Origin of the sequence: Cereibacter changlensis JA139 (assembly GCF_003034985.1) — a bacterium.
Taxonomy (GTDB): domain Bacteria; phylum Pseudomonadota; class Alphaproteobacteria; order Rhodobacterales; family Rhodobacteraceae; genus Cereibacter; species Cereibacter changlensis.
In genome coordinates, this window is the sequence record NZ_PZKG01000120.1 from 1 (window position 1) to 12234 (window position 12234).

General features: G+C 66.4%; 13 protein-coding genes and 1 pseudogene. 6 read left to right on the forward strand and 8 right to left on the reverse strand.

The annotated features are described in order from the left end of the window. From thiC to C5F48_RS26475, 3 genes and pseudogenes are all read left to right on the forward strand, one after another. A partial coding sequence (thiC, locus tag C5F48_RS18420) for a phosphomethylpyrimidine synthase ThiC (protein ID WP_107665298.1) occupies window positions 1–1228 on the forward strand: 1228 nt, incomplete at its 5' end. Window positions 1229–1231: 3 nt separating this feature from the next. Continuing rightward, on the forward strand, window positions 1232–1417 hold the full coding sequence (locus tag C5F48_RS26150; RefSeq protein ID WP_211246106.1) for a hypothetical protein: 186 nt from the start codon (window positions 1232–1234) through the stop codon (window positions 1415–1417). Beyond that, window positions 1392–1553 (forward strand): annotated as a pseudogene (locus C5F48_RS26475) (hydroxyethylthiazole kinase); the annotation flags it as partial. The gene C5F48_RS26150 and the pseudogene C5F48_RS26475, both read left to right, overlap by 26 nt. A 193-nt stretch (window positions 1554–1746) precedes the next feature. Here the strand turns inward: C5F48_RS26475 and C5F48_RS18430 are convergent. From C5F48_RS18430 to C5F48_RS18465, 8 genes are read right to left on the reverse strand one after another with little or no spacing between them, the layout of a single operon-like run. Continuing rightward, a complete protein-coding gene (locus C5F48_RS18430) occupies window positions 1747–2424 on the reverse strand; it encodes an RraA family protein (protein WP_107665299.1) in 678 nt (225 codons plus the stop codon). A gap of 19 nt (window positions 2425–2443) precedes the next feature. Then, complete coding sequence (locus tag C5F48_RS18435) at window positions 2444–3448, reverse strand: hydroxyacid dehydrogenase (RefSeq protein WP_107665300.1); 1005 nt, start codon at window positions 3446–3448, stop codon at window positions 2444–2446. A 5-nt stretch (window positions 3449–3453) separates the two neighbouring features. Then, window positions 3454–4299 carry an HpcH/HpaI aldolase/citrate lyase family protein gene (locus tag C5F48_RS18440; RefSeq protein ID WP_107665301.1) on the reverse strand — a complete coding sequence of 282 codons (846 nt, stop codon included), beginning with the start codon at window positions 4297–4299 and terminating at the stop codon, window positions 3454–3456. Beyond that, window positions 4296–5501 carry a CaiB/BaiF CoA transferase family protein gene (locus tag C5F48_RS18445; RefSeq protein ID WP_107665302.1) on the reverse strand — a complete coding sequence of 402 codons (1206 nt, stop codon included), beginning with the start codon at window positions 5499–5501 and terminating at the stop codon, window positions 4296–4298. The genes C5F48_RS18440 and C5F48_RS18445 overlap by 4 nt, the downstream gene beginning before the upstream one ends. Window positions 5502–5503: 2 nt before the next feature. Beyond that, window positions 5504–6580 (reverse strand): ABC transporter ATP-binding protein, encoded by a 1077-nt coding sequence (locus C5F48_RS18450; RefSeq protein ID WP_107665303.1) that lies wholly within the window; start codon window positions 6578–6580, stop codon window positions 5504–5506. Then, complete coding sequence (locus tag C5F48_RS18455; protein ID WP_107665304.1) at window positions 6573–8291, reverse strand: ABC transporter permease; 1719 nt, start codon at window positions 8289–8291, stop codon at window positions 6573–6575. The genes C5F48_RS18450 and C5F48_RS18455 overlap by 8 nt, the downstream gene beginning before the upstream one ends. A 53-nt stretch (window positions 8292–8344) precedes the next feature. Beyond that, window positions 8345–9445: an ABC transporter substrate-binding protein gene (locus C5F48_RS18460; protein WP_107665305.1), complete on the reverse strand. Its 1101-nt coding sequence runs from the start codon at window positions 9443–9445 to the stop codon at window positions 8345–8347. 13 nt (window positions 9446–9458) lie between these two features. After that, window positions 9459–10229, reverse strand: a complete 771-nt coding sequence (locus tag C5F48_RS18465) for an IclR family transcriptional regulator (RefSeq protein WP_258186529.1) — start codon at window positions 10227–10229, stop codon at window positions 9459–9461. Between the two features lie 380 nt (window positions 10230–10609). Here C5F48_RS18465 and C5F48_RS18470 point away from each other — a divergent pair, with 380 nt between their 5' ends. The 3 genes from C5F48_RS18470 to C5F48_RS18480 form a co-directional block, all read left to right on the forward strand. Continuing rightward, window positions 10610–10852 carry a type II toxin-antitoxin system ParD family antitoxin gene (locus tag C5F48_RS18470; protein ID WP_107665307.1) on the forward strand — a complete coding sequence of 81 codons (243 nt, stop codon included), beginning with the start codon at window positions 10610–10612 and terminating at the stop codon, window positions 10850–10852. Next, window positions 10842–11162, forward strand: a complete 321-nt coding sequence (locus C5F48_RS18475) for a type II toxin-antitoxin system RelE/ParE family toxin (RefSeq protein ID WP_245941471.1) — start codon at window positions 10842–10844, stop codon at window positions 11160–11162. The genes C5F48_RS18470 and C5F48_RS18475 overlap by 11 nt, the downstream gene beginning before the upstream one ends. A gap of 503 nt (window positions 11163–11665) precedes the next feature. Beyond that, window positions 11666–12234, forward strand: a 569-nt coding sequence (locus C5F48_RS18480) for a glycosyltransferase (protein WP_146170642.1), incomplete at its 3' end; no start/stop codon positions are given.

Sequence of the window (12234 nt, forward strand, 5' to 3'; positions counted from 1 at the left end):
TCCCGAACTGGAGCCGATGGCCATCGGCCGCAACTTCCTCGTGAAGATCAATGCCAATATCGGCAATTCCGCCGTGACCTCCTCCATGGCCGAAGAGGTCGAAAAGATGGTCTGGGCGATCCGCTGGGGCGCGGATACGGTGATGGACCTGTCGACCGGCCGCAACATACACAACATCCGCGACTGGATCATCCGCAACGCGCCGGTGCCGATCGGCACCGTGCCGCTCTATCAGGCGCTGGAAAAGGTGGGTGGCGTTGCCGAGGATCTCTCCTGGGAGATCTTCCGCGACACGCTGATCGAGCAGGCCGAACAGGGCGTGGATTACTTCACCATCCATGCCGGCCTGCGGCTGCGGCACATTCCGCTGACGGTGGACCGGGTCACCGGCATCGTCAGCCGGGGCGGTTCGATCATGGCCAAGTGGTGCCTGCATCATCACCGCGAGAGCTTCCTCCACGAGCATTTCGAGGACATCTGCCAGATCATGCGCGCCTATGACGTATCGTTCTCGCTGGGCGACGGGCTGCGGCCCGGCTCGGTCGCCGACGCGAACGACGCGGCACAGTTCGCGGAACTGGAGACGCTGGGCGAGCTGACGCGGATCGCCTGGCAACATGACTGCCAGGTGATGATCGAAGGCCCCGGCCATGTGCCGATGCACAAGATCAGGGAAAACATGGACAAGCAGCTGGAGGTTTGCGGCGAGGCCCCCTTCTACACGCTCGGGCCGCTCACGACCGACATCGCGCCCGGCTACGACCACATCACCAGCGGGATCGGCGCGGCGATGATCGGCTGGTTCGGCACGGCGATGCTCTGCTACGTCACGCCGAAGGAGCATCTCGGCCTGCCCGACCGCGACGACGTGAAGACGGGGGTGATCACCTACAAGATCGCGGCGCATGCGGCGGATCTTGCCAAGGGGCATCCGGCGGCGAAGCTGCGCGACGATGCGCTGAGCCGCGCGCGGTTCGAGTTCCGTTGGGAGGACCAGTTCAACCTGTCGCTCGACCCCGATACCGCTCGGTCCTTCCACGACCAGACCCTGCCGAAGGAAGCGCACAAGCTCGCGCATTTCTGCTCGATGTGCGGGCCGAAATTCTGTTCGATGAAGATCAGCCATGACATCCGCGACGCGGCCCGCGCCGAGGCGGGCATGGCCGAGATGGCCGGAAAATACCGCGACGGCGGCGATCTCTACATGCCGGTGCAGGAGGAGCCGTGAGCGATGGCCGTCCATGCTGACCTCCATGCGCAGATGCGCGGCGCCCCGGTGCAGCGCATCGCCGATCATGTGGCGGTGACAATCGCGGCCAATGTGCTGCTGGTGGCCGGGGTCCGTGGCAGTGCCTCCGAAATCATCGCACTGGCCAGCGGGCGGGCGGAGCATGGGCAGAGGCCTAGACAGCGGTGATCCGGTCGAAGAGGCCGAGACCGCTGAGCGCGCGTTGGCTCTGGCCACGGCGGCGGTCGTTGCCGTCCCCGGCGAGACCGATCTCGTGACGGATGGCGAGCGGGCGCTGCGGATTTCCGGCAGATCGACCCTCGTGCCGCGGGTCACGGCATTGGATGGCTCGCTGACCGCTCTCGTCGGCGCCCTGGTCGCCACCGCCCGGATCAGGGATCGAGGCGGTGACCGGGGCGGCCGCTATTGCCGCCGGGGAGGAGAGCGCCGGAGGCCGGGCTCAGGGACCGGGCAGCCTCGCCATGCATTTCCATCCAGCGGCTCGCCTCCGTGCAGGATCAGTCGAGATACGTGCATCCCGCATCGCGCAGCGCCTTGTCGACCCAACTGCGGTCCAGGGTGCCTGCCTCAGTGGCGGCCATCTGCTTCTCTTCGGCCGCGTTCTTCGCCCGTGTCGCCGCAAGCACGGCGGAGGCTTCTCCGGGCGGCACCGAAAGCACCCCGTCGAAGTCGCCCAGCACCAGATCGCCCGGCGAGACCAGCGCGGCGCCGATGCGGATCGGAAAGCCGATCTCGCCCGGCCCGGTGCGGTAGGGGCCGCGATGGGTGATGCCGAGAGCGTAGACCGGCAGGTTGCGCTCGAGGAAGGCCTCGGCGTCGCGAATCGCTCCGCCCAGAACGAATCCGGCGACGCCGCGCCGGATCGCATGGGCCAGCATCAGTTCCCCCATCAGCGAATTCGTCAGGTCGCCCCCGGCGTCCACCACGATCACGTCGCCCGGTTCGGCCATGTCGATGGCCTTGTGCAGCATGAGATTGTCTCCGGGCCTCGTCCGCACGGTCAGCGCCGGGCCGGCCAGCACGCCCGAACGGTGCATCGGACGGAACTCGGGTCCGAAACCGGGCAGGCGTTGCATCGCGTCGCTAACATTGGCGACCGGCAGGTCGCGGAAGGCGTCGACCATCTCCGCGTCGATCCGCCGCCAGCTCTGCTTGATCCTGAATCCGTAGCTCATGATGTCCTTTCCTGGCCCGTCAGGCCGATAGTTCCGATGCAAGGGCGAGGCTGCGCTGGTCTGGCGGGTTGCCGTCCAGCACACTGATGATATGGCGCGCGGCGATCTCGGCCATCGACCGTGCCGAGCCCGCGGTGACGCCGCCGATATGCGGCGTGGCGGTGAGGGTGGGAAGCGACCAGAGCGGGTTGTCGGCGGTCGGCGGCTCCTGCGCGAAGCTGTCGAGTCCCGCGGCGGCAATGCGGCCCTCTGCCAGCGCCTCGGCCAGCGCCGCCTCGTCGATCAGCCCGCCACGGGCGGTATTGACGATCACGGCGCCGGGTTTCATCAGCGCCAGACGTCGCGCGTCGATCAGATTGCGGGTGCCGGCGGTCAGCGGACAATGCAGGCTGAGGATGTCCAGCTCGGGCAGCATGGCATCGATCTCGGCGACGGCGAAACCGTCGGCCTGAACCGCTTCGGGGGCATAGGGATCATGCACCACCACCTCCATCCCAAGCGCCTCGGCCATTCGGGCCGTCTCACGGCCGATGCCGCCATATCCGATCAGGCCGATGGTGGCGCCCTTGAAGTCCTTGCCGATGAAGCTGGGTTTCGGCCAGCCGCCCGCCTTCACCGCGGCATTCAGCGGCTGGATCTCCTTCACCAGCATGAGCGCCAGGGCGATGGCATGTTCGGCCACGGCGCGCGAGTTCGAGCCGAGCGCGCGGAGCACGGGGATGCCCCGCGCCGTCGCCGCCGCGATGTCGATATTGTCGACGCCGACGCCGTGTTTGACGATGACCCGCAGCTTCGCAGAGGCCCCGATCACCTGGTCGTCGATCCTGCCCTGTCGCACCATCAGCGCGTCGATCTGCAACTCTGCGGCACGGGCTGCGACCACCTCCGACGGATCGTAGGGCGGCGAGAAGAACACGTCGACATCATGCGCGTTCAGCAGGCGGATGGCGCTCTCGGCGATCTGCGTGTGGCTGACCAGCACGCGGCGGCTGCGGCCGGAGCCGTTGGGGAGAATGTTCGTCATGATCCTCAGGTCTTGGGGTGGAGCCGGGCAAGCAGCCGCTCGGCGCGCGTGACGATGGGGGCGTCGAGGAATTGCCCGTCCAGCATGAAGGCCCCGCGGCCGGCCTGCTCCTCGGTTCGCGCGGCGGCCACCACCTTGCGCGCCCAGACGATTTCGGCCTCGCTCGGGGCGAAGGCGGCGTTCAGCACCGGCACGACGCTGGGATGGATGCAGCTGGCCCCGTCGAACCCGTAGCTGCGCGCCTCTTCCGCAGCCTCGCGGATAGCCTCGGTATCGGCGAAATCCACCGTGCTGCGGAAGAGCCCGAAGGACAGGACCCCCGCCGCCTTGGCGGCATAGTGGATCATCTGTTTCGGCAGGCGCAGCACTTCGGGCAGGGGCTTGGCGCCCATCGAGGTCGCCAGATCCTCGCCACCCGACGAGATCCCCAGCACCCGCGGGCCCCTGGCGATGGCGCGGGCCTCGAACAGACCCTCGGCGTCCTCGATCAGCGGAACGAAGCGCAGCGGATTGCGCTTCGTTTCAGCTTCGATCGGCGCAAGGTGGGCCACCAGCCGGTCAAGAACCGTGACACTGTTCACCTTCGGCAGATAGAGCCCCGCCGCGCCGGCCCGGCAGGCCGCTTCGGCGTCGTCCAGCAGCCGGTCGGTCATGTTGACCCGGACGAAGACCTCCGCCCCGCCCCGGCCGACCATCGGCACGCTTTGGGCAAGCGCGTCGCGGGCAGAGCTTTTCAGCGCCTCCGGCACTGCATCTTCCAGATCGATGATGATTGCATCGGCGCCGCGGGAGGCGGCCTTCTCCAGGAAGCGTGGCGTGTTGCCGGGAACGTAGAGCAGGGAGCGGATCATGCGCCATCCTCCAGATCCGCCTCGGTCATGCCGATCTCGGCGAGGATCTCGCCACTGTGTTGGCCGAGGTCGGGCGCGGGCAGGCGCCAGACGCCGGGCGTCTCCGAGAAGCGCGGGAAGATGTTGTGCATCGGCAGGCTGCCGTTTTCGGCGTCCTCGACCTCGACGACGATTTCGCGCTCGGCGAAGTGGCGATCCTCTGCAATATCGGCAATGTCATAGACCGGACCGACGGTGGCGCCCTGCGCCCGCATCTCGGCCAGCGCGGTATCGCGGTCTCGGGTCAGGAACCAGGCACCGACCGCCGCGTCCACCAGATCGCGGTGTTGTACCCGCGCCGCATTGGTGGCGAAGCGCGGATCGGCCTTCATCTCGGGCCGTCCGATGGTATCGAAGATCCGCATCGCCACCACCTGGGTGGACCCCGAGAGCGCTGCGAATTTGCCGTCACTGCAGCGATAGACGTTGCGCGGCGAGACCGTGTTGGAGGCCGAGCCCGACCGCTGCTTCACTGCGCCGGTCTGGCGATAGATCGCCGCTTCCGGTCCGAGCGAGGCGAAGATCGGCTCCAGCAGCGACAGGTCGATCACCTGCCCGGAGGCCAGGCCGCGCTCGCGGGCGAAGAGCGCCATCATGGCAGCATTGGCGCCGGTCAGTCCAGCGATCATGTCGGCGAGCGCCAGGGGAGGCAGCACCGGCTCACGGTCGGGAAAGCCGGTGCGGGCGGCAAAGCCGCTCATCGCCTCGACCAGGGTGCCGAAGCCGGGCAGCTCTGCATAGGGTCCGGTCTGGCCGAAGCCGGATATCCGCACGGTGATCAGGCGCGGGTTCAGCTCGCGCAACACGTCCGGGCCGAGACCCATCTCCTCGAGCGTGCCCGGGCGGAAGTTCTCGACAAAGATGTCGGCCCCTTCCAGCAGCCGCCGCAGCGCCCGCATCGCCGGCGGCTGTCGGAGGTTCAGCACAAGCGAGCGCTTGTTGCGGCCATAGGTCTTCCAGTGCAGCGATTGGCCATTGTCGCGCCAGTCCCGCAGGGGATCGCCTTGCGGCGGTTCGATCTTCACCACATCGGCGCCGAAGTCGGCCAGCTGCAGCGACAGCATGTTGCCCGCGACCAGCCGCGACAGGTCGATCACCCGCACCCCTGCCAGTGGCCCGCGCGCCGTCGCGTCGAAGCGAAGGGGATTGTCCCTGGTCCCCATCGTCAGTTCCCCACCGGCGTTTCGGCGAAGAGGGCGCAGGCCTCGGCAGGGATATGCAGCAGCACTTCGGGAGCGTCGATCTCGAAGGTGGTCTGGATACGGAACTCCACCGGACCGCTGCGGACGACATACTGCCAGACCGAGCCAAGATAGACCTTCTGCTCCACCTTGGCGCGCAGGGTATTCGGGCCTTCCGCCGTCGCGACCGAAATCCGCTCCGGCCGCACGGCCACCACCAGCGACCCATCCGCCGCGGCGCGGCCCGGCGCGGTGGTCAGGCGGGTGCCGTCGCCCAGTTCGACAAGCGCGTGATCGACGCCGCTTTCGATCATCCGCCCATCGAGGAAGTTGGAGGAGCCAATGAAGTCGGCCACGAAGCTGTCGGCTGGCGTCTCGTAGATCTCGCGCGGGGCGCCGAGCTGGCGCATCCGGCCCATGCTCATCACCGCAATCCTGTCCGAAACCGCGAGCGCCTCCGACTGGTCGTGGGTCACATAGACCGTGGTGACCTTCAGTCGTTCCTGCAATTCGCGCAGCCAGACCCTTGCCCGCTCGCGCAGCTTGGCGTCGAGGTTCGAGAGCGGCTCGTCGAGCAGCAGCAGGGGCGGGCGATAGACCAGCGCGCGGGCAAGGGCCACGCGTTGCTGCTGGCCGCCGGACAGTTCGAAGGGAAACCGCTCGGCATAGGGAAGCATCTCGACCAGGCCGAGCGCCTCCCGGATGCGCTCTTCCCGCTCGGATTTGCCCATCTTGCGCAGGATCAGCGGGAAGGCGAGGTTGTCGGCCACGGTCTTGTGCGGCCAGAGCGCATAGCTCTGGAACACCAGCCCGATGTTGCGCCGCTCGGGCGGCACCGTCGCCTTGGGATCGCCGTTGAACAGGATGCGGTCGCCGACCCGGATGGTGCCGGAGGTCGCATGGTTCAGACCGGCCACGGCGAAGAGCGTCGTGGACTTGCCGCAGCCCGACGGACCGAGCAGCGTCAGGAACTCCCCGGAAGGCACGTTGATGCTCAGGTTCTCGACGGCGGTGACCTCGCCGTATTTGATCGTGAGGTTCTCGATGATGAGATCAGCCATAGATCTTGGCTCCCAGCAGGCGGCGCGCAAGGAAGACGAACAGCGCCGTGATGATGACTTGAATGGTGGCGAGTGCGGAGACGGGGCCGTTGTCGCCCTGCGCCACGAGTTGCAGCATGGTCGTGCCGATGATCTCGGAGCCCGGCTGGTAGAGGAAGGCCGCGGTGACGTATTCCTTGAAGAAGTGGATGAAGAGCAGAGCGTAGCAGGAGAACAGCGCGGGCTTCAGGATCGGCAGGATGATCCGCGTCACGGTGGTCCACCAGTCGGCTCCGGAGATGCGGGCGCCGCGGTCCAGCTCCTCGCCGATCTGGGCGAGGGCCGGGGCGATGGCCCCGAAACCCACCGGGATGTAGCGCACGACGAATGCGAGGATCAGCACGAAGATGGTGCCGCGGATCGCATCCAGCCCCGGCATCCAGATCACCGCATAGAAGAAGCCGAGGCCGGCGATGATGCCCGGCAGGGCGCGCGGAAACAGCGCCACATATTCCAGCGGCCGGCGGAAGCCGAACTCCGATCGGCGGGCGATAAGCGCGATGACCGCGATGAAGAAGGTGCCGATCGCGGCGCCGACGACCGAGACCACGACCGAGTTCACGATCGAGCGGACATAGGTTTCCGAGTTGAGGACGAGTTCGAAGTTGCCGGTGGTCAGCACTTTCCAGATCGGGATCAGCGGCGTCAGGAAGGTCACGACCGAGCGAAGGAAGATGCCGCCGAAGATCGACAGGATGGTGAGAAAGACGAAGCCGAAGACGAAGGCGAAGGCCGCCCACTTCCAGGGCCCGAGATCCAGCGTCGAGGGGCGGCTCGCCTTGCCGCGCACGGTGACGAAGCGGCCGGCGCCGCGCATCAGCCGGCCCTGCAGCCAGACCAGCAGCGCCACGACGATCAGCAGCAGGATCGCCGCCGCGCCGACGATCCCGTATTCCGGGCGGACGGCGGCGTTGATCCCCTTGTCGTAGAGGAAGGTCGTCACGGTCTGGATGCCGCTCGGCCCGCCGAACAGCAGCGGAATGGCCAGCATCTCGATGCCGATGACGAAGTTCAGCACGGCGGAATAGATCATCGCCGGGCGGATCATCGGAATGGTCACCGACCAGAGCGCGCGGAACGGCCCGGCTCCGGCGGAACGGGCGGCGTCCTCGAGCTGCGGGTCGGCCTTGGTGACGGCGGCGAGGCACATGAGATAGGTCAAGGGCGCCTGGCTGAGCCCGGCCACGATCCCCATGCCGGTGACCGAATAGAGGTTCCACGGCGCGCCGCCGAGATAGGTGCGCGAGGCAAGCGTCAGGAAGCCCGACGGCCCATACATGGTGAACCAGCCGAAGGCGATGACGAGGTTCGACACGAACAGCGGCCAGATGAACACTTCGCCCATCCAGCGCCGTCCCGGCAGGTTGGTGCGTCCGACCAGCACCGCCATCACCGCGCCGAACAACTGCGCGATCACCATGGTCAGCGCGCCGAAATAAAGGGTGTTCAAGAAGATGCGGCCGACTCCCGGCTCGCTGAACAGCCGGCCGAAGTTGCCGAGCGTGAAGCCCGCGGCAGCATCGTAGAGCGGCTTGTCGAGGAAGGCCTGAAGGATGATCGGCAGGATCGGGCCGCCGACCAGCACGACGGTCAGCAGCGAGACACCCCAGAAGATCAGGCGCGATCGGTCAAAGGCCGGGCGCTTCGCGCCGGCATCGGTAAGGTCCGTCATCGGGTTTTCCTTTGAAGCGGGCGGCCACGCCGGGCCGCCCTGTGCCGGTCAGATCACTGACCGCCCATCGCGGCCGTCCACTTGTCCGCGAAGGCCTGGGCCTCGGTGATCAGGCGTTCGTCGAAGCCGGCGATCACCATGTTGTCGGCTCCGATCAGGTCCGAGATCCCCTGGAAGGTGTAGCGCACCTGATCCTCTGGCACGTCCTCGCGGTAGGGCACCAGCCCGCCCTTGCCGACGAGCGTCTGGCCTTCGGCGCTCAGCGCATAATCGAGGAACAGCTTGGCCGAGTTCGGGTTGGTCGCTCCGGCGGGGATTCCCATGCCGCGCAACATGATGATGGTGCCGTCATCCGGGAAGGCGAAGCCGAGGATCTCGCCGCCCGGCTGTTCCAGACGCGGGAAGATGGTGATGCCCGACACCGCGATGCCCATGACATATTCGCCGGTGGCGATCTTCTCGTTCATCGGGCCGCCCGACGTCTCGCCCCGGATCATCGGGCCGATGGCGCGCAGATTGGCCCAGCCCTCTTCGCCCTTCACGTTCATGTAGTTCCACCAGGCAGCCAAGCCGAAGGAATTCCGCGCCGCGTCATAGGTGGTGATGCGTCCGTCGAAGCTGCCGGGGTCGGCCTGGGTTGCCGCCACCAGCGAGGCAAAGCCGGTCGGGCGCTGCTCTTCCGACAGAAGGGCGGCGTTGTAGGTGATGACGAGAGGGTCGGACGACATGACCGCAACGCCCGGATAGGGATGACCGAACTCGGGCAGATGGGCGAATTCCGGGCTCTCGTAGGGCTCCATCAGCCCCTCCTTGCCGTAGCTGGCCCAACGGTCATTGGCGCCGGACACCAGGATATCTGCGGTGCGGGCATTGGAGCCCTTCTCGGCTTCCCAGCGCGAATGCACCGTGCCGGAGCCAAGATCGACCGTCTCGACGGTGATCCAGGGGAACTTGGCGCGGAAGCCTTCCAGCAGTGGCTGCCAGTTGTTGTCGGCCATGTTCGAATAGATCATCACGCCGCTTTCGCTGCGCGACGCTTCGACGATGTCGCGGTAGGTTTCGGGGTAGTAGTCCGGGAACTCCTGCGCGAAAACGCTGGTGCCGGTCAGGGCCAGCGCGGCAGCAGCGCCGAGCAGCTTGAAGTAAGGCGACATGTGATTTCCTCCCTCACATAGTTCTGAATGCGCGCCGGCCAATGTCCTCCGTGACGGCGCGCGCAGTTTCGAGCACCACTTGGGTGGCCCGGTCGGAGTTTGCAGCGATCCGCGCCTGCGGACCGGATATGTTGATGGCGGCGATGGCGCGGCCCGACGCATCGAGGATCGGCGCGGCGACGCCGGCGGCGCCCTCGACCACGCCCTTGAGGTTCACGTAGAAACCGTCCTGGCGGGCGACGGCGACGACACGCCTGACCTCCGCCGCCTCGGCCTCGCCCAGCCCCGCCTCGGCGCAGTAGGCGTCCAGCTCCGCATCACTCTGAGCCGCCAGCAGAACGATGCCGCTGGCCACGCGATGGGCCGGCCGGGTGCGCGAGATATCGCGGTCGTAGCGGATTTCGCGCGCCGGCAGGATCTTGTTCAGGTAGCGGACCTGGCCACCCTCGAGGACGGCGACGAAGCCGGATTCCTCGCTTGCCGCGACCGCCGCCTGCAGGTGCGGCGTCGCCAGAGCAAGCATGGCGCCCCAAGGCTTGCTCCTGCCCGAGATGTCGCCCGGCAGCCGGACCAGCATGTAATCGCCGGCCTCCAGCTTCTGCACGTAACCCCTGTCGACAAGCGTGCGCAGCATCACCAGCGCGCTGGATTTCGGCAGATCGAGCACCTTGGCCACATGCGCCAAGGTCGCCGGCGTCGGATGGGCGGCAAACCATTCGATCAAGTCGAGGATACGTTCAACCCCACGCCCGCTCATCCCACCCCTCCCCGGGCCGTTCAGCATAATGAACGGTTCAGCATGTTGAATATCGCTGATCGGAGGGCGGGCTGTCAAGGGTGGAGACGCGGCGCACGAAACCGGCCAGGACTTGGCGAGGCCAGCTTCAACTCGACACGAGGCATCCCCGGCCCGATGAGGAGATGCACAAGATCGCCGAAAAGCGTCGCTGCTTCAGGACCAGACGGTGACGACGATCGCCGCCGACCCAGCCGGTCTCATCAGCCACAGAGATCTTGATCGGTGACCTGACCGAAGTGCATGCCATAACGCGATGCCTTGGGACCGTTCGCGGTCCGAGCAGACGGGCTCCATCGCGGGCTCACAATATCTCTGGCCATGATTGGCAATCTTTGTCATATTCCTCCCAAGCTTATGGAGGTCACATGGCGACGATGAACGTTTCCCTTCCCGACCCAATGAAAAGCTGGGTGGAGGAGCGCTCTCAGACAGGCAGTTTCAGCAATGCCAGTGACTACATCCGGCACCTCATCCGGCGCGACCAGGCGCGTGCCGATGCGATAGCACAGCTTCAGACAGCCCTCACGGAGGGGGTTGAAAGCGGTGAGCCGCGCCCCTTCGATGTCACGGCCTTCAAGACCCGGATGGCTGCCGCTCGTGGCGACTGACCTCCCGAGCAGGATCAGCCTTTCCCCAAGGGCAGAGGCCGATCTGGAAGACATCTGGGTCTATACGGCCGAGCACTGGTCCAGCCAGCAGGCGGACCGCTACATCGACAGCCTTGCGGCGACATTCGACATGCTGCTCGCCATGCCATTGATCGCGCGAGAGCGGACGGAGCTGACGCCACCTGTGCGGCTGCATCCGACCGGATCTCACCTGATCCTCTATCGCATCGCGGGCGCCGATCTGCTGATCCTTCGCATCCTTGGCGGACGCCAGGACTGGCAGGCCCTTCTTGAGGCGCTTGACCCATAGTCGAGCAGGCCAGCGCCGCCCTTGCCTGCGCCCCGCTCCGCGCCGTCAGCCCTTCTTCGCGGTGAACCGGGCAGGGCTTCTTCTCGTCCATGACCATGCCCTTGCGCCCGATGATGATCTCGCCTGGCGAGTTTACGGGTTGGGAGCCTGCGCCGATACCGTGGTGTTTCCAGCAAAACCTCGGACCAGGGGCTTCATGGCATCGGAGTCGAAGCCGCAAAACGGTCGGAACAATCGACCACGTGGCAGGTTGCCCAAACACGCCAGTGGATGACTGTTGCGGGGTCGCATCGGTCAGGTTGCCCGAGTCCATCGCCATTTTCGCCATGCCGCTTCGTGGCAAGCCCACCCAGCCCGAACGTCGCCTCACTCCTTGCTGAACGACTGCTCATAAACCCAGGCACCTGCTCCGGCGTCCTGTTGCGAACCTGCAATCCGCGAAGAGGCTCCCGAAATCGGTCGAGGATAAGGATATCTGCGGCAGAACCCGAAGGAAACGACCATTGAAGATTGTCCTTGGCAGCGCTCATCCCTACCTGCCGCAATTGACGGGCGGCGCGCAGATCAGCACGCACGAGATTGCCAAGGCCCTCGCCCAGCGTGGTCACAAGGTCCGCGTGCTGGCGGGCCTGTCGGGCATCGGGCGCACGGGTCTGCGCAGCCGCGTTATGCTCAAGCTGACCGGGCGCAAGCTGGCGAGCGATGCGAGATGCGGCTACCCGACCCATCGTGGCTGGTTCCCCTCCGAGGGCGTCGGGGAGCTGACGGCGGCGGACATGCCGGATGTGGTGCTGCTGCAATCCGGGCGGCAGGTGCCGATGGCGCTTCGGTTTCAGGAACTCGGGGTGCCGGTCGTGCTCTATCTCCGCAACGTCGAATTCGGCGATCTGGGCGGCGATCTGCACAGTCTCGGCCCTGTCCCGACCATCGCGAACTCGGACTTCACCGCCAACCGCTACCGTGAGGTCTACGGGCTCGACCCGGTCGTCGTGCATCCCACCTTCACGCCCGGCCAGTACAGAACCCGGACCGAACGCAGCACCGTCACCTTCGTGAACCCCCGGCGGGAAAA

Bases quoted from the DNA above. Each gene is read 5' to 3' on its own strand.
- C5F48_RS18435 (WP_107665300.1), bottom strand. From the start codon at position 3,448: ATGACGAACATTCTCCCCAACGGCTCCGGCCGCAGCCGCCGCGTGCTG.
- C5F48_RS18455 (WP_107665304.1), bottom strand. From the start codon at position 8,291: ATGACGGACCTTACCGATGCCGGCGCGAAGCGCCCGGCCTTTGACCGA.
- C5F48_RS18450 (WP_107665303.1), bottom strand. From the start codon at position 6,580: ATGGCTGATCTCATCATCGAGAACCTCACGATCAAATACGGCGAGGTC.
- C5F48_RS18440 (WP_107665301.1), bottom strand. From the start codon at position 4,299: ATGATCCGCTCCCTGCTCTACGTTCCCGGCAACACGCCACGCTTCCTG.
- C5F48_RS18445 (WP_107665302.1), bottom strand. From the start codon at position 5,501: ATGGGGACCAGGGACAATCCCCTTCGCTTCGACGCGACGGCGCGCGGG.
- C5F48_RS18470 (WP_107665307.1), top strand. From the start codon at position 10,610: ATGGCGACGATGAACGTTTCCCTTCCCGACCCAATGAAAAGCTGGGTG.
- C5F48_RS18430 (WP_107665299.1), bottom strand. From the start codon at position 2,424: ATGAGCTACGGATTCAGGATCAAGCAGAGCTGGCGGCGGATCGACGCG.
- C5F48_RS18465 (WP_258186529.1), bottom strand. From the start codon at position 10,229: ATGCTGAACGGCCCGGGGAGGGGTGGGATGAGCGGGCGTGGGGTTGAA.
- C5F48_RS18460 (WP_107665305.1), bottom strand. From the start codon at position 9,445: ATGTCGCCTTACTTCAAGCTGCTCGGCGCTGCTGCCGCGCTGGCCCTG.
- C5F48_RS26150 (WP_211246106.1), top strand. From the start codon at position 1,232: ATGGCCGTCCATGCTGACCTCCATGCGCAGATGCGCGGCGCCCCGGTG.